Here is a 20,978-nt window from a genome sequence, read left to right as displayed (position 1 = left end):
CGTTACTTCAACTACACCTACCAAAGAACTGGCACATTATGGGAAGGGCGATTTAAATCTTGTGTCATCAGTGCTAAGGAATACTTTTTTATCTGCCAGCGATATATCGAACTGAATCCCGTTAGAGCGAATATGGTCGCTCATCCAGCTGACTACAAATGGTCGAGCTATCGTTTTCATGCTCAGGAGTCACTGGATCTACAAAGTGAGCTTTGGCAACCACATGAACTTTATCTCAAGCTTAGTCGGCAGCAGGAAACGCGAGGGAAGCGTTACCAAGCCTTATACAAATACCACATCCCAGAAGAAGAACTCGGACGGATTCGATCCGCTACGCATTCAGATATGGCACTGGGAAACGAACGCTTTAAAGAAGAGATTGAGAAGCTAACGGGTAGGCGAGTGACGCCAAGAAAGCGCGGTAGAAAAGCGAGTCAGATGGATTAAATTTTCATCTGCCCCCAATTGCCCTGAAGGACTTAATTTTCATTTGGTCTCAATTACTAGTGGTCTATTAATGGTCAAAGTGCAATTTATTCGTCATCTTTGATTTCTACTCCATGTTCATTTCGCCTTTGTAGTTCGCTAGAGCGAAGGTTTAGTAAATCTAAAAGGAATATTCCGCCAGATAGAAACACTGGGACAGTGTTAATAGCTATTGCTAAGTAGCCAAAAATGATAGAAGTAAAGGATATCCATTTTACTACGGCAATAACCCCCGTATTCAACGTAAAAAATGGCAGTAAGTAATAACCAAGGTAAAAAATCAAGGACATTAATAAGGCTAATGCACTAGTTGTCATTGGAATGACTAAAAACCTAGCTCGTTCAATGGCTTTATCTGCGCTGGTTCCATCACCTCTACTCGATGCCTCTTTAACTTTCTGCTCAATTTCAACTTTGGACACAGAGAACCAAACGCCCATGATAGCGAAAATGATGGAAGAAACGCTGATTAACTTATCCACTAAAGTGAGCATGGTAGCGGCTTTGATTTCAAAAGAAATCAAACATGAGACTGTAGCGGACAAAATCACCAAGCTGATATATATCAATATTTTAGATAAGTGGCACATAGCTAACTCCGCTGAGCTAAATCATTTTGAATTTTAGCTTAAGAGATCCCAACAAACTATGTACATCGGGATAACCGTCATTCGCTCGCATGTTGACGATGACTGTGTCACTGTACTTTTCGAAACAGCCAGAAAGCCAAATGGGGCTTGGGTCTTTAGGCAATTTGAACCCCATATTATAGTCATCATGATGACCGTTTGTCTCATACTCATAGATGAAATTATTGATCTCAGCATTACTGAGTCCATCTACCGGGCCTTGTATGCGAAATTTCTTAGTTTTCAATAATTCTTTCGGAGGGATTTTGAAAATAGTTTTAAAAGCGTTCAGTAGTTCACCGTTTGTTTCTGCTTCTACATCCATAAGTTTAATGTTTCGCATAACTGACGTAATACTATCACAGCTAGCTCTCAAACGATTCAAATCGGCTTGGGATTTGGCATATTGAGTTGCCCAGAAAGGCTTTAATCTGGCGTTTGGTACGCGATTATCCTTACCTGATGTTGGACGAGGTTGATCTGAAAATCCGGTGCATTTATTACCGTTATTGTCAGTGTAATCTACTAAGTGGCAGCACTTGTTCTCTATAAAGGATTTAATGTAGTGATTAAGTTGTAGAGTGCCAATAGGTGTACTTGGCCGTTTATCTGACCATAGAATTACTGCCGCTATTTTATCCTTCTTTGGTAATAACCAGAAATACGTCATAAAGCCTGGGATACTTGTCCCCGCAATTTTATGAGTATGCACGGCAATATTTCCTGACTTGCTAGCCATTGCTCCGTCAAGGGATTGAATTCCAGCCTCCCCTGCAGGTACTTCGTTCCACAAAGCTAAGAGATAAGAGTCATTGCCCTGCTGAAAGTCTGCACAATAAGCTGGCATCAAGTCGGCAGATTTGGAGTAGGTAGAGGTTTGTGCTAATTTTAGTCCTTGATCGAATGCAAAGTGCTTAAGGTCTCTAATTAAATCTGGGAATGGCAGCACATGTTTGGCGCCACTCTTGGTTGAGCGGTGGCCTTTTTCCGTAGTTTCATACAAACCACAATGTAAAACATCATACAAACGTATTTCGCAATTCATCTTTTTTGACATGCTGAGTCCATTTCTAGTTGGTATTTTGTTCGCTTGGTTTCAAATTAATCAGATCTTTTTAACGCAAAGACTAAATAGTAGTACGTCTATTTTGCTGCTGTTTGCATGATTTCGACGATTTTTTCTTTTCGGCGTCTAGGTCTTTTTCAGCTACTTCAAAAATCAATTCATCGTGTACTTGCATGATCATTTCCACGTCTAGGTCGGTGTCGGCTAGCCAGTCGTGCATTATTGTCATCTTACATTTGATAATAATTTGACATTTATATCTAGAGTAATCGTTCCACCGTTGCACAAAATGAACTTGTGGTTCATAATTGATCTCAACACGGCCCCTTTCAGTGATGTTGCTTGCAACTGATCTGCTTAGGGGTTTTTTATTGCCAATTCCATTCTACGTAGCCTTCAATCATTCCTATTGCCTCCAAATTTATACCTTGTTCTGTTATGTCAGGAAACTCATTAAGTAGTGTTTTTAAGCGCTCCCACCATGTGGAATTAGGGTTGATCTTTGTTAGCAGGTGTTGAGCTATGCAAAGCTGTAGGAAGGGTCTTGCAAGAGTATGAGGGCTCAAGTTATCAGTGAAATGCTTAATATCCTTTAGCCCATCTTGTTTTGGTTGTTCGATCATATTTCGGTTCCAAAGCCTACTATGATGCGCACATACATTGCGTAGATAGTTCAAGCAGCGTAGCCATGACTCGAGTGTTTCGCCCTTAGTTATACCGTATTTATTGGCAATAATGGTTTGTTGCTCAGGTAGCATTCCTTTGAAGAGTCGAGATAATGTGCCGAAATCCCATACTTCACAAGCGATCCAAATAGGAACGGGTAAACCGTATTTTTCTTTTGTGTGCAGAATGAACTCTTCTTTAGAGCGAGATATCAGATTGGCGTGATTTTGTAGCCAAGCATGCTGTGGAATAACACCTGTTTTGGCATCGACTTGCTTGCTAAATACATCTTTGAAGTGGTCGGGTTCTAAATAGGCGAAAGCGCTATTTCTTCCAAGAGTATGAGATATATCCACCCGAAGAGCGACCTCAATACGCTCTAAAGCATCTAAGACAAAAATCCTTAATTTTTTGTCGAAAATATACAAATCGACAGCACTTTGGAAATTAGCCCCAGTAATAAACTGGTCAAATACTAATGTTGTTGCACGTTTTTGTTTTTTATTAGGCTTTTTTATTGCTGAGTTGTACAGGCAGCAAAGTTCAGACCTTTGTTTGAATGGATACCAATAGCCGCTGAGTCGGTAGTACCCAATTCTTTCCAAAAACGAGAGAGCTTTGTTCCTATCATCAATGATAAGCCCATTTTCAACGAGCTTATCAAGTTGTTGCTCGTAACTGAGCCATGGTTTGTTATACATTCAGTTCCCTCTGATGTGTTTATGTTTTGACGCTAGAGGCGCTTAATGCGCCTCGTCCCAGTTATCCCCAATCCCTGCTTCCACAAGCAAAGGCACGTCAATCTGACTACTATTCTGCATGATGTCGACGATTTTTTCTTTGGCAGCGTCTAGGTCTTTTTCAGCGACTTCGAAGATGAGTTCATCGTGTACTTGCAGGATCATTTTCACGTCTAGGTCGGTGTCGGCTAGCCAGTGGTGCATCTTGATCATGGCACGTTTGATGATGTCGGCGGCGGAGCCTTGCATCGGCGCGTTGATCGCGGTGCGTTCGGCGGCTTGGCGCATCATGGCGTTGCTGGCTTTGATGTCCGGTAGGTACAAACGACGACCGTAGATGGTCTCCACATAGCCTTTTTCTTTCGCGCCTTCGCGGGTGTTTTCCATGTATTGCTGTACGCCGGGGTAACGCTCGAAGTAGCGCTGTATGTATTTCGCGGCTTCTGGACGGCTGATGCCGAGTTGCTTGGCAAGACCAAACGCAGACATGCCGTAGATTAAACCGAAGTTGATGGCTTTTGCACGGCGGCGTTGTTCGGTTGTTACTTCTTCTAAGCTGACTTCAAAGACTTCTGCGGCGGTGGCTTTGTGTACGTCGGCGTCTTTGGTGAAGGCGTCGAGCAAGCCTTTGTCTTGCGACAAATGCGCCATGATGCGCAATTCGACTTGTGAGTAATCGGCTGCGATGAGCTTGTAGCCCGTTGGCGCGATAAAGGCTTGGCGAATGCGACGGCCTTCGGCGCTACGAATCGGGATGTTTTGCAAGTTCGGATCAGTCGATGATAAACGGCCCGTGGCAGTAATCGCTTGATGGTACGACGTATGAATGCGGCCGGTTTTCTGGATCATTTCGGGCAGTTTGTCGGTGTAAGTGGATTTTAACTTAGACAGTGTGCGATGTTCCATGATTAAGCGTGGCAGTTCGTGCTCCAATGCCAGCTCTTGCAAGATAGGTTCAGCGGTAGACGGCTGGCCTTTTGGCGTTTTCTTGATGATCGGCAAGCCTTGTTTCTCGAACAAGATGACTTGCAGTTGCTTTGGTGAGCTGAGATTGAAGCTTTCGCCTGCTTGTTCGTGGGCTTTGATTTCGAGTTCTTGCAGCTTGGCGCCAATTTCAGCGCTTTGAAGGTGCAGCAATTCTGGGTCGATCAAGGCGCCGGTTTGTTCCATTTTCGCCAAGACCGGAATCAGTGGGCATTCGATGTCTTTAAAAATGCTCACCAGTTCGGGTGTTTTTTCGACTTGTGGCCAAATCGCTTGATGAAGGCGCAAGGTGATGTCGGCGTCTTCAGCGGCGTAAAAGGCGGCTTGCTCTAGATCGATTTCATTGAAGGTTTTTTGCTTTTTGCCTTTGCCTGCAAGGTCTTCAAAACTCACACAAGTGTGCCCGAGGAATTTTTTCGCCAGTGTGTCCATGTCGTGACGAGAGCTGACGGAATTGTACACGTACGATTCCAGCATGGTGTCGTACGCGATGCCACGTAAGGTAATGTCGTAGTTGTTCAGTACGTTGGCGTCGTATTTTAGGTGTTGGCCAACTTTGGCTTTGCTGTCGTCTTCCAACCAAGGTTTGAGCTGTTCGAGCACCCAAGCGCGATCGAGCTGTTCTGGCGCGCCTTCGTAGTCATGGGCAAATGGCACGTAAGCCGCTATGCCCACTTCCACCGAGAAAGACACGCCAACCAATTCTGCTGCCATGTAGTTTAGGCTGGTGGTTTCCGTGTCGAATGCGGTCAGTTCGGCCGTTTGGATTTTCTCTAGCCAAGCATTGAATGCGTCTTTGTCTAACACTGTCTCGTAGTTGGCTACTAGGTCAGACGCCGCTGGTGTCTTGACTTGACCGTCTCTTTGTTCTTGGGAAACATTGCCAACCGTGTCGCTGGCCGTTTCCACGCTTGGCGCTTTGTCTAGATCTGTTAGCCACGTTTTGAATTCCAGCTTGGCGAACCATTCTTTTAAGACGTCTTTGTTGGCGTCGTTGTTTTTCAATTCGAGGGAATTAAACGGTAATTCCACGTCGCATTTGATGGTCGCCAAGTTGTAAGACAGCTCGGCCATTTCTTTGTTGTCTTCCATTTTTTGCTTCATGGTTTTCGAACCACGAAAGCCCAAGGAGGCGATGTCGTCAAGACGTGTGTAAATCTCTTTGATGCTGCCCAAACCTTGCAATAAGGCAAGCGCGGTTTTTTCGCCCACGCCTGGCACGCCAGGAATGTTGTCGACTTTGTCGCCCATGAGCGCAAGGTAATCAATGATGAGTTCGGGCGGAATGCCAAATTTGTCCTTCACGCCTTGAATGTCCATGACGGTGTTGTTCATGGTGTTCACTAGGGTGACTTTGTCGGTGACCAGCTGGGCCATGTCTTTATCGCCGGTGGAAACGACGACTTCGCGGCCCGCTTCGCCCACTTGTTTGGCAATAGTACCGATCACGTCGTCGGCTTCTACGCCATCAATAATGACCAATGGCAAGCCCATGGCTTCGACCATGCGATGGATTGGCTCAATTTGCGGACGAAGATCATCCGGCATTGGTGGACGGTGTGCTTTGTATTCGCTGTAGATCTCGTCGCGGAAGGTTTTGCCCTTGGCGTCGAAGATGATCACCATCGGAGAATCTGGGTAGGTTTTGATTAGGCTGCGGATCATGCTGATCACACCGCGCGTGGCGTTGGTCGGGTGGCCGTCGCTGGTGTGCATCGGTGGAATCGCGTGGAACGCTCGATAAAGGTAAGACGAACCGTCTACCAAGACCATTGGGGATGTTTGTTTTGTTGAATCCGTAGCCAAAATAAGACCTCTTTATTGATCGGCAAATATGAGGTCTATTCTATGTGTTTGTGATGCGTTTTGCAGTCTAAAGCCGAATTAATCGGCTGGTGTGTCGGATTCTTCTAACGTGTCACTGTATAAGGCCACTTGATCTCGGCCATTGGCCTTGGCGAAATAGACCGCAGAATCGGCTTGTTCAACCATCAAGGTGAAGTGTTTCATTTCGCTTATTTTCGACACACCAATACTGGCGGTGACTTTACCCACGTCTTTATACGGCAATTTGCTGATAGAGCAGCGGAAAAGCTCGCCAATGTCTTTGATCATGCTGGGTTTTGGGTTCAGCAAAACAATCACAAATTCTTCACCCCCCCAACGAGCCAGACCATGTTTTCCTTGGTAAACCGTACGCAAACGTGAAGCAAATTCAAGCAACACGCGATCGCCAATGGAATGACCAAAGCGGTCGTTAATGCTTTTGAAATGATCGATGTCGATCAATAATACGCAGGCTTTTGTACTTGGATTGGCGGTGTTAAACCAGCTCTTTAATCCGCGACGATTAAATACATCGGTTAGGAAATCCCGTTCCGCTTCCGATTTTGAATGCTGTAGATCAAAATGGATTTTTTCCATGTGGACTTTAAGGCTGCGTTGATAAGGAATAATCAGCAGAATGAGTAAGCTGGCGGGGCCAAAGAGGAAGAGTAAATCGTAACCGCGTGGTGTTTTTAGTTCTTCAGGGTGCGTCAGTAACAGCAGTAAAACCGGCGCCGCATTGAGCGTCCACGTGAACACAACCAGTTTGGTCAATCGTTCTGGCAGCATCAAAATAATGAGGGTGGTGGTCAAGATAATCATGCCAGAAATGGGCGGGAACATTTCCACGAACAACCATTCGCTTTGCCATGCACCGACGACAAAGTACAAGGTATTCGGCACCGACGTCAGCAGCAAAATGGCGCCATATATGTTGATGACACGGTGAATGTGTTTTTGCGGGTTTTTATGCAAATAGGCAATCAGCGCTAGGTTCAGAAACACGATAATGCCTGGCTGGAATGCGTGAATTAGAAAGGGGGTCGAATAGACGTTGAATAAGATCGTATAAAGCGCGCTGCCCAATATTGTGACAATCAATAAGCGGTATGTCGCAGGAATCAAAATCGTATTTTGCGTGTCTTTATTGCCCATCAAAGCCTCAGTCATAGTGTTTCTTTTCTTAATGCACAAAGTATACACATTTCACCGTCGAACTTTGTTGTCTCTTTGTGAAGATGTGTCTTTGTTTTTCAGGTTAAATGGTGAGAAATCAGGGCAATAAACGACGGATTTACACGGAACGAATTGACCTTTCCTTGCTTATTGTGGAGCATAGGCGTTTTCATATTCGCGTCATCTTTTGATAATAAATAGGTAGTACAATTTGGCTGTTTACACATCCCTTTCTGAATCCGACATGCGGGCCTTGGTGGCCGATTATTATTTGGGTGAACTGGTGTCGTTTCAAGGCATTTCCGGTGGCGTAGAAAATACCAATTACTTTTTGATTACCACCACGGGAAAGTACGTGGTGACCTTGTTTGAAGAATTCAATTTAGACGAAGTCCCTTACTTTTTGGACGTGGTCGCGCATTTGAAACACAAAGGCTTTAACGTGCCTGCGGCGTTGATCGACATTCATGGCGAGCGCTTACGTGAAGTAAACGATCGTCCTGCTATTATTGTCGATTGCTTTCCTGGTGGCGAATTGAAGCAAACCGACGTGAACGCGTGTCGTTTGATGGGCGAAGCTTTAGCGAAGTTGCACATTGCTGGTGAAGACTTCCCAGAGCATCGCGACAGCCATCGCGGCGTGGCGTGGTGGCATAAAACGAGCCAAGCGATTTTGGCCGAATTAGAGCCACAACAAGCTCAATTGTTAACGGAACAAATCGCAGAATTCGATGCGTTTATTGCAAAACACAAAGACCTTCCGAAAACGACGATTCACGGCGATTTGTTCTTCAACAACACCCTGTTTGAAGGCGATAAACTGTCTGCCATTATCGATTTTTACAACGCCTGTCACTCTTGGGTGATGTACGACTTGGCAATTGTGGTGAATGATTGGTGTTCCGATATCACCACGGGCGAATTGGACATGACAAAATACCGCGCCCTATTAAAAGCGTATTTGCACGAACGTGATGTCAGCGAAGAAGAAGCCTTGGCTTGGCCTTACATGCTTCGTATTGCGGCGCTGCGCTTTTGGTTGTCGCGTTTAGAAGCGTGGCACGGTGCAAAACACGATCCGGTTCGATTGGCTCAGCAACACGATCCAAAAGAGCTTCAACGTATTTTAGAAGCGCGCGTTCGTTACGTGCCAGCTTTGGTGTAATCCTATGATCCGTTCCTTGTTCAGCGTGTTTGTCGGTACTATTTTGACCAGTATCTTGTTTGTTAGTCATGCTATGGCGCACCCACATGTTTGGGTCGATTCACAATATCGCGTCAACGTGGAACGTGCCGAGATCGACAGCCTTGAAGCAACATGGAGCTTGGACCTTTTCACCTCAACCAGTTTGATAGCAGAATACGATGTGGATGCCGATGGCGCGTTAACGGGACAAGAAAAGCTCGACATGATCGACACCTTGAAGAGTTTTGATAAGTACGGTTACTTCATCAAAATGAAGCAAGACGGCGCAGACCTTGTGCCAAACAATGTGCGAATTTTGGACGTAAGAATTCGTGATCAAATGCTGTGGATTCGGTTGAGTATTATGCTGCCTGAGCCGGTAAATCTGGCGACATCGACGCTAAGTTTGGCGTTTGGCGACGATGAATTGTATTTTGCCATGGAACCGTTAGAAGAAGGTTTGGTGCGTTTGTCGGGGGCGTTATCGGAAGCCTGTACGCCGGTTGAGCGTGAAGCGACCGAAACGTCGGTGGCGTTTTGGGTAGATCTGAGTTGTCGCTCTTAATAAGAGACCGAGTTAGTGTCGTTTTTTGTGTATTTTAGCGTGTATTTCAAGGTAGAAGTTGTATGTTAGAACATTTTCAATGGTTGCCCTTTTTGGCTGCGATTACCATTCTGACCATGAGTCCTGGTGTGGATACGATTATCGTGATGCGCAATGCTGCGTCCGGTGGTTGGCGTTTGGGTTTTCTGACCAGTTTGGGTATTTGCATGGGATTGTTTGCCCATGCGACGGTCTCGGCGTTGGGTTTGTCGGTCATTTTACTTGGATCGGCGGGTTTGTTTACCGCATTCAAACTGGTTGGCGCGGCGTACCTTATGTATTTGGGTGTGCAGGCGATTCGAAGTGCGTTGAAACCCGTTGGCATGACGTTTAAAGACGTTAGCTCGACCAAAACCTTAACCGCGTGGGGCAGTTTTCGTCAGGGGCTTTTGTCGAATGTACTGAATCCGAAACCGATTATTTTTTACATGGCATTTTTGCCACAGTTTATCGACCCAAGTCATTCTGCCTTGGTTCAATCTCTCTTTATGGCATCACTGCATTTTATTATCGCGATGGTGTGGCAAACGTTTCTTGCGCTGATGGTTCACAAAGCGCGAGTGTGGTTGGCGCGACCAAAAGTGGCGCAGGTGATGGATAGCGTAACGGGCTTATTGCTGGTGGGCTTTGGTGTCAAACTCGCTTTGAGTCAGCGCTGATGGTTAAGGTGTCTTGTAGGACTGAGTGCAGACGCCTTCTAGCAACATGGTTTCTATGATATCGATGACTTTAATTCTCGGTACTCGGCCTCTTAATTCTGCATCAATCAGCGCAGAGAACAAGCCGTGACAGCACTCTGTCATGGCGACGGCGCTGATATCAATTCGAAAACAGCCTTCTTGTTGTCCTCGTAAAAAGAACTTATCCAAAATGCCTTGTGTTTCGACACAGGCACAATTCTCTGTTAACGCAGGCTGCCAAAATTGCATGATGAAAATAGTCAGCTCTTTATTGGCGTAATAATTTTCTAGCAGTTTCCGAATTCCTTCCCTTGGCTCGGCGGTATCGAGGTTGGCGTCTCGAATGGCTTCTTGATAAGACTCAATACTGCGCTGTATCAGTCTTTCAATCAGATTTTCTCGTGTTCGGCAAAAACGATACAAGGTGGCTTTACTGACGCCAACGGCGCAGGCAAGTTCTTGCAGTGATGCGCGTGGGTATTCCACTAAGGCAAGTGCGAGTGCGTTCAGCAATGTATGGTTCGTTTCTTCTTCAGCCATGATCTTTTCCAAATTATTTTTGACGGTCGATTTTTATTTTTATCTAAGTTCAGACCCTGTATTGCGGCATTTTACTTGGAATGGCGCCGAGATGAAATAAAAAACACACAAGATTCAAATGAATCTAAGTTGATTCATTTGGTGTTATTTAGTATCTTAAGATTCTCTTCTGCGTCAGGCAATCATTTTTAAGGTATGAATCAATGATACGAATTCTAAAAACAGGGCTGACCTTGTCGTCAGTTTTGGTGACATTACTTGTTGTGTCTGGCTGTACTTCCGATGAGCCAGAGGCTCAGGTTAGCCCAGCTGCACAACTAAGAGCAGCGACGGTGACCGCGGTACAACCAGTTGAATATGAAGAAAACGCGATTCTGCCAGGACGAATCGAACCTATTCGTGCGGCCGAAGTGCGTGCGCGCGTGCCGGGCATTGTTTTGCACAGAGCGTTTATGGAAGGATCTGACGTGAAAGCGGGCGATGTGCTGTTTGAGATCGATCCGGCGTCGTTAAAAATCGCACTGGCTCGATCAAAGGGCAATTTGGCGATGGCGGAAGCGACGTTGTTTGACGCAAAAGCATTGGTGGATCGTTATGCGCCTTTGGTGAAGTCTCAAGCGGTTAGCAAACAAATTTTTGATGCGGCGCAAGCGGCGTATTTGAGTGCCAGTGCCTCGGTGGCATCGGCAAAAGCGGACGTCGCGAGTGCTCAGCTTAATCTTGACTATGCCACGGTGCGAGCGCCGATCTCCGGTCGAATTGGCCGTGCGAATGTCAGCGAAGGCATGTTGGTCGGGCAAAGTGACACCACCTTAATGGCGACGATTCAGCAGCTTAACCCTGTGTATGTTGATTTCACTCAGTCCGTTACGGACACGCTGAAATACCGACAACCTGTTGAGGGAGACCAGCCTTCTAACAGCACCAAACTGATCGCGACATTGGATGGTTACAGCAAGAACTTCGAAGGAGAGTTGCTGTTCTCTGACAGTCAGGTCGATGAAAAAACCGGCAACGTTGTGTTGCGAGGTCTGTTCTCAAACCCAAATAAAATCTTACTGCCGGGCATGTATGTGCGTGTTGAAGCGGTTCAAGACCATTCTGCAAAAGCCATTTTAATTCCTCAGCGGGCGGTGATGCGCGGCAATGGCGGTCATGCTTTTGTCCATGTCGTGAATGACCAAAACACCGTGGAATCTCGTCCCGTGGTGACCGGCTCCATGAGGAAAAAATTGTGGCGGATTACGGAAGGGTTGCAGGCTGGGGACAAGGTCATCATTGATAACACAGCGGCGTATCAAGTGGGTGAGAAGGTAACGGCTTCTGTAAAAGTCGCCTCTAATGCTTAGTTTTAGGGTTCATTTCATCGTCACGGTTAAGACATTTTTAGAGGCTTAATACATGTCTAATTTCTTTATTGCTCGGCCCAATTTTGCTTGGGTAATGGCAATCTTTATTATGATGGCAGGGCTGCTCGCCTTGCCAACATTGCCGGTGTCACAGTTTCCTGTGGTGGCGCCGCCGCAAATCACGGTCACGGCGACGTACCCAGGCGCGTCGGCGCAAGTGCTTGTGGATTCGGTCACCAGTGTGATCGAGGAAGAATTGAATGGCGCGAAAGGGCTGCTTTATTTTGATTCCTCTAGTAACGCTAATGGTATCGCACAGATCACCGCATCGTTTGAACCGGGTACCGACGCCGACTTGGCTCAGGTCGATGTTCAAAACCGTCTGAAAAAAGCCGAAGCGCGTTTGCCAAGCAGCGTGATCACTCAAGGTGTGCAGGTGGATCAGGCCAGTTCCGGCTTTTTGATGGTGTATGCGCTGACCTTTAAGGGAGACGATGCCACTAAGGATATTGTGACCCTAGCGGACTATGCGGCACGCAATATTAACAACAATATTCGTCGCGTAAATGGGGTCGGGAAATTGCAGTATTTCGGCACAGAAGCCGCGATGCGTGTGTGGGTGTCACCAGAAAAGTTACTGAGTTATGGCTTATCGATTGAAGATATTAATAACGCCATCCGAAACCAAAACGTTCAGGTGCCTGCGGGCAGCTTTGGCAGTCGTCCTGCTGATAACGAGCAAGAACTCACCGCGAGCCTAGTGGTAAAAGGCTTCTTGGAAGACCCTGAAGAGTTTGGCGACATCGTATTGAACAGCAATGCGGATGGCTCCGCGGTGTACCTGAAAGACGTCGCTCGTATCGAGTTGGGCAAACAGGATTACAACTTTGAAACACGCTTAAATGGTCGAAAAGCCATTATGGGCGCGATTCAGTTATCGCCGGGTGCGAACGCCATTGATACGGTGAAAGCAGTGAAAGCGCGTGCCGCCGAATTAGAAATGAATTTTCCTGATGACATCGAAATTTCGTTCCCATACGACACGTCAAAATTCGTCAGCGCCGCCATTGAAAAAGTGATTCATACACTGATTGAAGCCATTGTATTGGTGTTTTTGGTGATGCTGCTGTTCTTACAGAACTTACGCTATACCTTGATTCCTACCATTGTGGTGCCGGTGTGTATTTTGGGCACGATGGCAGTGATGTCGCTCATTGGCTTTTCTGTCAATATGATGACCATGTTTGGTATGGTGCTCGCCATTGGTATTCTCGTGGATGACGCGATTGTCGTGGTCGAGAACGTTGAGCGGATCATGGTGGAAGAAGGCCTTTCGCCAAAAGACGCAACGATCAAAGCCATGGGGCAAGTGTCTAGCGCCATCGTGGGGATCACCTTAGTGCTGTCGGCGGTCTTTGTGCCGCTCGCGTTTATGAGCGGCTCTGTTGGGATTATTTATCAGCAGTTCTCTATGTCGCTTGCGGTTTCTATTCTGTTGTCTGGACTGTTGGCGCTGACGTTTACGCCAGCCTTATGTGCCACGTTGTTGAAGCCTGTCAATCGGGAAGAACATCATGAAAAAGGGGGCTTCTTTGGTTGGTTTAATCGTGGATTCGCTGGGCTGACCCGTCGTTATTCTGCATTGAATGGCAAGCTGGTGAGTCGTCCGGGTCGATTCATGTTGGTGTATCTTGTGCTGATTATCGGGCTGGGTTATGCCTATGTGCGGTTGCCAGAATCTTTTGTGCCAACAGAAGACCAAGGCTACATGATTGTTGATCTGCAACTGCCTGCTGGTGCCGCGTTTTCTCGAACAAACGAAACCATGAAGCAGGTTGAGCACGCGTTAGGAGAACGCGAAGCGGTTCAAGATGTCATCACCATTATGGGCTTTAGTTTCTCTGGTATGGGCGCGAATGCTGGACTGCTGTTCCCGACGTTTAAAGAATGGTCTGAGCGTGAGCAATCGTTGGGCGATGAAACGATGGCGTATAACCAGTTTGCTGGCAGCCTGACAGACGGTCGTTCAATGGCGGTTCCGCCACCGCCAATCGAAGGCATGGGCAACGCGGGCGGTTTCGCATTACGTTTACAGGACCGCAGCAATGTTGGTCGAGAAGCGTTAACCAATGCTCGTAATGCGCTGCTAGGTCAAGCGAATGCGTCGCCAATCATTGCGTATGCCATGATGGAAGGCCTAGAAGACGCGCCTCAGTTGAGAATTGATATAGACCGTAAAAAAGCGACGGCACTGGGTGTCGGCTTTGAGTCGATCAATAATGCGGTTTCTACCGCGTATGGTTCCGCCTCCGTGAATGATTTCACCAACGCGGGGCGTTTGCAGCGCGTTGTTGTTCAAGCGGATGTTGCCGATCGCATGACGCCAGAGCGCGTATTGGAACTGCAAGTCTTGAATGATGAAGGCAACCTAGTGCCCATGCGCTCTTTTGCTAAAACCGCATGGGAAATCGGGCCCGTTCAAGTGTCTCGTTACAATGGATACCCAGCGTACAAAATTTTCGGAAGCCCAATGCCGGGTCACAGCTCAGGCGAAGCCATGGCGGAACTTGAGCGTATTATCAGTACGTTGCCTAAAGGCATTGGTTTCGAATGGACCGGCTTGTCTTATCAAGAAAAAGCGGCAGGCTCGCAAGCGCCTATGTTGTTGACCATTTCGATTCTGGTTGTCTTCTTGCTGCTGGTGGCGCTGTACGAAAGCTGGTCGATTCCGCTGTCGGTGATTTTGATTATTCCGATTGGTGCGCTGGGCGCAGTGGCCGCGGTGTTTCTAATGGGCATGTCGAATGATGTGTATTTCAAAGTCGGTCTTATTACGATCATAGGATTGTCGGCGAAAAATGCGATCTTGATTGTGGAGTTCGCCAAAGACCTTTATCAGCAAGGCTATACACTCAAAGACGCCGCGATCCAAGCCGCCAAGTTGCGTTTCCGCCCTATCGTTATGACGTCCATGGCCTTTATTTTAGGCGTGGTGCCTTTGATTGTTGCCACGGGCGCTGGCGCCGCGAGTCAGCATTCTCTGGGTGTGAGTGTGATCGGTGGCATGATATCGGCGACACTCTTAGGGGTGTTGTTTGTTCCGGTGTTTTTCACTTGGGTGCTTGGGCGTTTCAATACGGCCAAAGAAACCGATTAAGTTCTCGTTCATCATGTGAATTAAGCCAGTACAAAGGGCGACCTTGTACTGGCTTTTCTTTTTCTGATTTTTTGTTATTTCGCTCTCATTTTTTTGATTCTTTGCTAGAATTCCCCCATCTGGGCGCTTTTACACAGAGGCGATTTTCAGATGCGTATTTACCGCGCCATAAGTGCCGTAAATTGAGTGAGTTTCGACGGTATGACGTCGGGTTTTAAATAATTAAGTGTTTGGCTTTGCTCGATGCTTCTCTGGTGATTTGTTTAAATGAGTTTATTGATCTCAACTTGGATTAAGTTTTTCTTTTTGTTCGCACCGTTTTTTGTGTTGTCGATGTTTCTGGCGTTAACGCGCGGTGAATCGTCGGCGTCGCGAAAGCAGGTTGCGAACAAAGCCATTATTGCCTCTGTGGCGATTTCGTTGGTGTTGCTGTTTTTCGGCGGTGCGTTGTTTTCTGTCTTGGGCATTACGTTGGATTCGTTCCGTATCGGTTCGGGGATTCTGTTGTTTATGTCGGCGCTGAGCCTAGTAAAAGATGGTACGCGCAATCACGCGGTCGGTATGCCGAGCGAAGAACGAGACGATGTGTCGGTTGTGCCACTGGCAGTGCCTACGATTATTGGACCGGCAACCATTGGTACGATTCTAGTTTATGGTGCGGAGCTGAAGGGTTGGGATTTGATCATCGGCCTGTGCGGTTTGTTGTTGGCGCTGGGCACCTTGGCGTTGATTTTGTACTCCGGCTCGTTCATCGAAAAAATGCTCGGGCGCACGGGATTGAATGTGTTGTCTAAAATCACCGGTTTGATTTTGGCCGCGATGGCGGCGCAGATCTTTATGAGTGGTGTGATGGGATTTTTAAACCCAGTATTAAGCTAAAAAACCGCGAGATCTCTTACGGATCTGGCTTTTAGTGCACTAAATGCGGCGTTTCTTCCTGGTGGCTTCTCCTTGGGTTTGACTTGTTATATCATAACAAAATCTAACCAAACACGTAGTGAGAGCCAATTATGGCGAAGAACGTCGCTTTTTTCTTTCTGTCTTTTCTATTCTTGAATTCGCCACTGTACGCTGCGATGGACTTTCCGGTGTATCAGGACTTTATTCAATGGATCATTTCTCAGCAAGCCGGTTTTCACCGCGAGTTGGTGTCGCTGGTGCGCTCTATCAGTAAAGAAGGCAGCCCGGTTTTGTTGTGGGGTTTGATCAGCACGAGTTTCTTTTATGGCGTATTTCATGCCGCTGGCCCGGGTCATGGTAAAGCGGTGATTTCGGCGTATATGTTGGCGAGTAAAGCACCGTTGCGTCGTGGCATCAGCTTGGCCTTTTTGTGTGCAGGCGTGCAGGCGGTCATGGCGGTTGCGGTGATTTTGGTGTTGAGCCAAGTGTTTTCTTTAGCAGGCAAAGCCATGCAAATTAGCCGTTTTTTTGAAATTGCGAGCTTTGCGGCAGTGGGCTTAATCGGTGTGTGGATCTTGGTGCGTCTGTTACGTGGCCAGTCGGGTTGTGGTCACGACCATTCCAATGATCACCTTGATGGACATCATCATGAACCAGACCATTCACATGCGCACGACAGCCATGCGTGTTGCTCGCATCATGAACAAGAAGCCAAAACGGCACGCCGCAGTATTTGGGCGATGGTCGCCGCAGTAGGGATTCGCCCTTGTACGGGAGCGGTGCTGGTGCTGTTATTTTCGCTGAGCGCGGGCATTTTTGTGTGGGGTTTGGTGGCGACGTTTGCAATGGCCTTGGGCACCGCGATTACCGTGGCGTCGTTGGCGGGCGTGAGTGTGTTTGTCAGGGACACGGGTTTTGCGCTCAGTCATGAACATCAGGTTTGGCGTCAACGAGTGTCGCGCGCGTTTGGTTTTATCGCGGCGTTGGCGCTCATTATTATCAGTAGCTCCATGATTTGGAGCTATATAAGCAATGCAGGAAGGGCGTTTTAATGAAAACAACAGAGCCTCATCAATCCGAGCACGAACACGAACACCAGTCATCGAGCCACAATCATAACGACTGTATTGACAGTGCATTGGCCACGGCAGAAACCTTGTGTGTTCAGCAAGGTCAGCGCTTAACGAAAGTGCGCCGCCGTGCGTTGGAGCTGATCTGGGAAAGTCATCGACCGCTGGGCGCGTATCAATTATTGGCAAAATTGGCGGAAGAAGGCTTTAACTCGGCGCCACCGACTGTGTATCGCGCGTTGGACTTTTTATTGGCGGCGGGCCTGATCCATAAAGTGGAATCGATGAATGCGTATCTTGGTTGTGCGCATGCGGATAAAGCGCATAAAGGGTACTTTCTGATTTGTGACGATTGCCACAATGTCATGGAGTTTGATTACCAAGACATTCACACGGCGTTAATCGCCAAAGCCGCTCAACAAGGCTTTGAGTTGCGAGCGGAAACCATTGAATTGACTGGGTTGTGCTCTAAGTGCAAAAGCAAAGCAGCAGGAGCCATCGCATGACAAAGCAGCTAGTGGCTTTCGAGAAAATAGGCATCGCGTTCGATGGCCGAGTGTTGCTCGAAAGCATTGATATGAGCATCAGTGAAGGTGAGATTGTGACCTTAATTGGTCCGAATGGCAGCGGTAAAAGTACGTTGATTCGAACCTTGTTAGGGTTGCAAGAAGCGACTTCCGGTCAGGTTGTGCGGCATAAAACCTTACGCATTGGCTATATGCCACAAAAATTACACATTGATCCAACGCTGCCGTTAACGGTGAAGCATTTTTTGGCCTTGGTTCGAGGTGTCGACAAGCATCAGATTCTGCCGACACTGGAAAAGCTCGGCATCGCGCATTTGGTCAATTCCCAAGTGCATGTGCTGTCCGGCGGTGAAACACAGCGTGTTTTGTTGGCGCGCGCCTTACTGAATAAACCGAATTTGTTGGTGTTGGATGAACCGGTACAAGGCGTCGATGTGAACGGTCAGGTTGAGCTTTATAACTTGATTGAAGGCATTCGTAATGAACTCGGCTGTGGCGTCTTGATGGTGTCGCACGATTTGCATTTGGTGATGGCAAAAACCGACACTGTGGTGTGTATTAACCAGCATGTTTGTTGCTCTGGCAGTCCGCAACACGTGACAGGACACCCAGCGTATCAGGCTTTGTTTGGTGTACCGGGCGCGGATGAGTCCATCGCGATTTATGCGCATCAGCATGACCATGTTCATGATGAACACGGCAGTATTTTATCGGGTAATGACGACGATCATACCCATTGCCAGCACCACTAACGGCATCTTGTTTTGCGCAGTTTGGAGTCAGTAATACCATGTTAGATCTTTTACTCAGAGCCTTGTTAGGTGGATTGGGTGTGGCGGCCGTCGCGGGGCCGTTGGGCGCGTTTGTTGTGTGGCGTCGTATGGCGTATTTCGGTGATACCTTAGCGCATTCGGCGTTGTTGGGCGTGGCGCTGGGTTTTTTATTCGACATTAATTTGAACCTCGCTATTGTGGTTTTGTGTGTGGGTTTGGCGTTGGTGTTGGTGACCTTGCAGAAAAAACACATCATCGCGACGGACACGTTATTGGGCATTTTGGCACATTCTGCCTTGTCGCTCGGTTTGGTGGCGGTGAGTTTTCTCGACAACATTCGTATCGACTTAATGGCGTATTTGTTTGGAGATTTATTGGCGATTAGCCAAACGGATGTGTACTGGATTTACGGCGGTGGCTTGACGGTCATTGCGTTGCTGGTGACATTTTGGAAACCGCTGTTAGCGATGACAGTAAACGAAGAGTTGGCGAAAGTGGAAGGTTATCCGGTGGAAGCCATTCGCTTGTTGTTGATGTTGCTGGTGGCGTTAGTGATCGCCGTGGCGATGAAGATTGTCGGTGTGTTGTTGATCACGTCTTTGATGATTATTCCGGCTGCGACGGCACGTAAATTGTCCAAAACGCCGGTTCAAATGGCGTCGTACGCCAGCGTGATTGGTTGTCTTTCTGTGTGCGGCGGTTTGTGGGCGTCCTATCAATGGGATACGCCAACTGGCCCGAGCGTTGTCGTGTGCGCCGCCATGCTATTTTTAATCGCTTATACCGTGCCATTCAAACGTAAACGCTAGCCTTATATATTCTGTTTTAACGCAAGCCCCTTTGTTTTCTATCTAAGAAAAATAAAGGGGCTTTTTTTTTGCCTATTATTCTCTTCATCTGTAATAAAGCGAGGCGGTTCAACGTCAAATACAAAAGGGCGTTCTTTTTGGCTCTGAGCAACTCATAGAAGAGGTTTATTTATGCTGGGTTTAACAAGTATTCGAGGTCGTTTGAGAACGAGTTATGTGGTGTTGCTGACGATGTTGGTGCTGGTGATGGTGTTGTCTGTTTCTCGTTTTCAGCTTTTATCTGGCAACATTCGTGGCATCGTGGATGAAAACGCCGCGTTGGTTGAATTAACGGGCGAGCTGAATGTGAATGCAGAGAGTTTGGCGAGTCGATTATTGCTGCTTTTTGTGTTGGAAGAGCGCAACGCGCGGGTCGCGATTTACAAAGAAATTGATGAGCGTAATAAACGTTTGGACGATAATTTGGCCGTCATGGCGAGCTTGGTTCAAACCCCAAAAGACAAGTCGATTATTGAAGACTTACAAGCGCAACGAAAAGTGTATCAAGCCGCGCTGCAATCGACGGTGGAAGCATTAGAGTTTGGCGAATTGGATGACGCGAAACAGCTCATGGCGGGAACGACGCGTGATGAACTGAGCACGTTTCTCTCACAAACACAGACGTTGGCCGAAGATCAACGCAATATGATGCAAGCGCGTCAACAAAAGGTGCTCTCTGAATCTGAGTTGGCCATTTGGCTGATTGTAGGTGTGGGGGTTCTGGCGATTGTGATAGGCATTGTGATGTCCATCTTGATCACTCGAAGTATCGTGAATCCATTAAATTACGTTATGACGCTGTTGGACAAATTCGCGCGAGGCGATTTATCTCAAGCCATTATGACTCATCAGAAAGGTGAAATCGGTCAGTTGCTGGACAGCGTGAAACGCATGCGGATTAGCTTGGTTAGCGTGATTGAAAAGATTGATAAAAGTGCCAAAACCGTGGTCGGTGTGGTGAGCGAAATACACACCAGCGTGTCGGATGTTCAGCAGGGCTCAAATACACAGTCGGCGATGGCAAATGACATTCAAGGGTCGGTGAGCGAGTTGTCGCGCGCCGCGAATGTGATGGCGGAACATGTCAGCGTGTCTCGTAACCAAGCGGAAGCTGCACACGATTTGGCGAAGCACGGCAAACAAGTGATCACGTCTGCGGCGACTGATATTACGGCGGTCGCGGCGTATATTGAAGAAACCTCTCACGCAGTAGCGGAATTGAACAAGAGTGCGAGTACGGTGTCGGAATTCGTTAACAGCATTCGAAATGTCGCAGAGCAAACCAATCTATTGGCCTTGAACGCGTCTATTGAAGCGGCGCGCGCAGGCGAAAGCGGACGCGGTTTTGCCGTGGTTGCCGATGAAGTGCGAAACCTAGCGACCAATACCGCGGACGTCACTGAATCGATAGATGGGGTTATCACCACGATTGCGACGCTATCGATGCAGATCTCTAATGAAATGGTGAAAGGCCAAGAAAAAATGCGCCATGGCGTGACGCAAATCGAAGCCGTGGTCGCGCCTTTGAGTCAGCTAGAAGCCGATTCGGCAACGTCGTTAAAAAGCTTAGCGGGCTTGTCTGAACTGGCGCAACAACAAGCCGAAGAAGCCAATGGCATTGCGGATCACGTCGCTCGTATTGTGGAAGTCACGGCGAGCAACGAAGCCACGTCGAAACGCTTGAGTAAACTGACCGACACCTTGTCTGGTGCCGCAGAACAAACCCACGAAGCCACATCGACGTTTACTTTAGCTTGATGGTGTTTTAGT

The 20,978-nt window shown here is 47.5% G+C and carries 19 protein-coding genes; 12 read left to right on the top strand and 7 right to left on the bottom strand.

Going from position 1 to position 20,978, the window contains the following annotated elements; genetic code table 11:
* On the top strand, positions 1 to 447 hold a 447-nt coding region (locus D104_RS37405), incomplete at its 5' end, for a hypothetical protein (RefSeq protein WP_024023944.1).
* An 86-nt stretch (positions 448 to 533) separates the two neighbouring features.
* Here the strand turns inward: D104_RS37405 and D104_RS27830 are convergent.
* From D104_RS27830 to D104_RS27810, 6 genes are all read right to left on the bottom strand, one after another.
* Entirely contained in the window at positions 534 to 1,076 is a 543-nt protein-coding gene (locus D104_RS27830; protein ID WP_024023943.1) for a hypothetical protein, read from the bottom strand.
* A 16-nt stretch (positions 1,077 to 1,092) separates the two neighbouring features.
* Complete coding sequence (locus D104_RS27825) at positions 1,093 to 2,172, bottom strand: hypothetical protein (RefSeq protein ID WP_024023942.1); 1,080 nt, start codon at positions 2,170 to 2,172, stop codon at positions 1,093 to 1,095.
* A gap of 70 nt (positions 2,173 to 2,242) precedes the next feature.
* Positions 2,243 to 2,401 (bottom strand): hypothetical protein, encoded by a 159-nt coding sequence (locus D104_RS37320; protein WP_024023941.1) that lies wholly within the window; start codon positions 2,399 to 2,401, stop codon positions 2,243 to 2,245.
* Positions 2,402 to 2,549: 148 nt separating this feature from the next.
* Entirely contained in the window at positions 2,550 to 3,548 is a 999-nt protein-coding gene (locus D104_RS27820) for an Abi family protein (protein ID WP_024023940.1), read from the bottom strand.
* 42 nt (positions 3,549 to 3,590) lie between these two features.
* The gene (gene polA, locus D104_RS27815; RefSeq protein ID WP_031214780.1) at positions 3,591 to 6,344 is read right to left on the bottom strand and encodes a DNA polymerase I; all 2,754 of its coding nucleotides are present in this window, start codon (positions 6,342 to 6,344) and stop codon (positions 3,591 to 3,593) included.
* 111 nt (positions 6,345 to 6,455) lie between these two features.
* Positions 6,456 to 7,568: a GGDEF domain-containing protein gene (locus D104_RS27810; protein ID WP_024023938.1), complete on the bottom strand. Its 1,113-nt coding sequence runs from the start codon at positions 7,566 to 7,568 to the stop codon at positions 6,456 to 6,458.
* Between the two features lie 217 nt (positions 7,569 to 7,785).
* Here D104_RS27810 and D104_RS27805 point away from each other — a divergent pair, with 217 nt between their 5' ends.
* The 3 genes from D104_RS27805 (at position 7,786) to D104_RS27795 (ending at position 10,023) form a co-directional block, all read left to right on the top strand.
* Positions 7,786 to 8,739, top strand: a complete 954-nt coding sequence (locus tag D104_RS27805) for a homoserine kinase (RefSeq protein ID WP_024023937.1) — start codon at positions 7,786 to 7,788, stop codon at positions 8,737 to 8,739.
* Between the two features lie 4 nt (positions 8,740 to 8,743).
* A complete protein-coding gene (locus D104_RS27800; protein ID WP_024023936.1) occupies positions 8,744 to 9,325 on the top strand; it encodes a DUF1007 family protein in 582 nt (193 codons plus the stop codon).
* Positions 9,326 to 9,387: 62 nt separating this feature from the next.
* Positions 9,388 to 10,023, top strand: a complete 636-nt coding sequence (locus tag D104_RS27795; protein ID WP_024023935.1) for a LysE family translocator — start codon at positions 9,388 to 9,390, stop codon at positions 10,021 to 10,023.
* 3 nt (positions 10,024 to 10,026) lie between these two features.
* On the opposite strand, the gene D104_RS27790 is transcribed toward D104_RS27795, so the two are convergent.
* Positions 10,027 to 10,584, bottom strand: a complete 558-nt coding sequence (locus tag D104_RS27790; RefSeq protein ID WP_031214776.1) for a TetR/AcrR family transcriptional regulator — start codon at positions 10,582 to 10,584, stop codon at positions 10,027 to 10,029.
* Between the two features lie 203 nt (positions 10,585 to 10,787).
* Between D104_RS27790 and D104_RS27785 the strand changes: the two genes are divergently transcribed.
* The 8 genes from D104_RS27785 (at position 10,788) to D104_RS27750 (ending at position 20,966) form a co-directional block, all read left to right on the top strand.
* Entirely contained in the window at positions 10,788 to 11,933 is a 1,146-nt protein-coding gene (locus D104_RS27785; protein ID WP_024023933.1) for an efflux RND transporter periplasmic adaptor subunit, read from the top strand.
* 52 nt (positions 11,934 to 11,985) lie between these two features.
* Positions 11,986 to 15,090, top strand: a complete 3,105-nt coding sequence (locus D104_RS27780) for a multidrug efflux RND transporter permease subunit (RefSeq protein WP_024023932.1) — start codon at positions 11,986 to 11,988, stop codon at positions 15,088 to 15,090.
* A 267-nt stretch (positions 15,091 to 15,357) separates the two neighbouring features.
* On the top strand, positions 15,358 to 15,969 hold the full coding sequence (locus tag D104_RS27775) for a MarC family protein (RefSeq protein ID WP_024023931.1): 612 nt from the start codon (positions 15,358 to 15,360) through the stop codon (positions 15,967 to 15,969).
* 131 nt (positions 15,970 to 16,100) lie between these two features.
* Positions 16,101 to 17,042, top strand: a complete 942-nt coding sequence (locus D104_RS27770; protein ID WP_024023930.1) for a nickel/cobalt transporter — start codon at positions 16,101 to 16,103, stop codon at positions 17,040 to 17,042.
* Complete coding sequence (locus D104_RS27765; protein WP_024023929.1) at positions 17,042 to 17,566, top strand: Fur family transcriptional regulator; 525 nt, start codon at positions 17,042 to 17,044, stop codon at positions 17,564 to 17,566. Before D104_RS27770 ends, D104_RS27765 begins: the two co-directional genes overlap by 1 nt.
* Positions 17,563 to 18,339 (top strand): zinc ABC transporter ATP-binding protein ZnuC, encoded by a 777-nt coding sequence (gene znuC / locus D104_RS27760; protein ID WP_024023928.1) that lies wholly within the window; start codon positions 17,563 to 17,565, stop codon positions 18,337 to 18,339. The genes D104_RS27765 and znuC overlap by 4 nt, the downstream gene beginning before the upstream one ends.
* Positions 18,340 to 18,377: 38 nt before the next feature.
* Positions 18,378 to 19,169 carry a zinc ABC transporter permease subunit ZnuB gene (gene znuB, locus D104_RS27755; protein WP_024023927.1) on the top strand — a complete coding sequence of 264 codons (792 nt, stop codon included), beginning with the start codon at positions 18,378 to 18,380 and terminating at the stop codon, positions 19,167 to 19,169.
* 171 nt (positions 19,170 to 19,340) lie between these two features.
* Positions 19,341 to 20,966 (top strand): methyl-accepting chemotaxis protein, encoded by a 1,626-nt coding sequence (locus D104_RS27750; protein WP_024023926.1) that lies wholly within the window; start codon positions 19,341 to 19,343, stop codon positions 20,964 to 20,966.
* Positions 20,967 to 20,978 lie beyond the last annotated feature (12 nt).

The sequence above is a fragment of the Marinomonas profundimaris genome, from assembly GCF_000508165.1.
Lineage (GTDB): Bacteria > Pseudomonadota > Gammaproteobacteria > Pseudomonadales > Marinomonadaceae > Marinomonas > Marinomonas profundimaris.
Note: the sequence above shows the minus strand (reverse complement) of the source record. Positions and strands in the feature narration are given on the sequence as shown.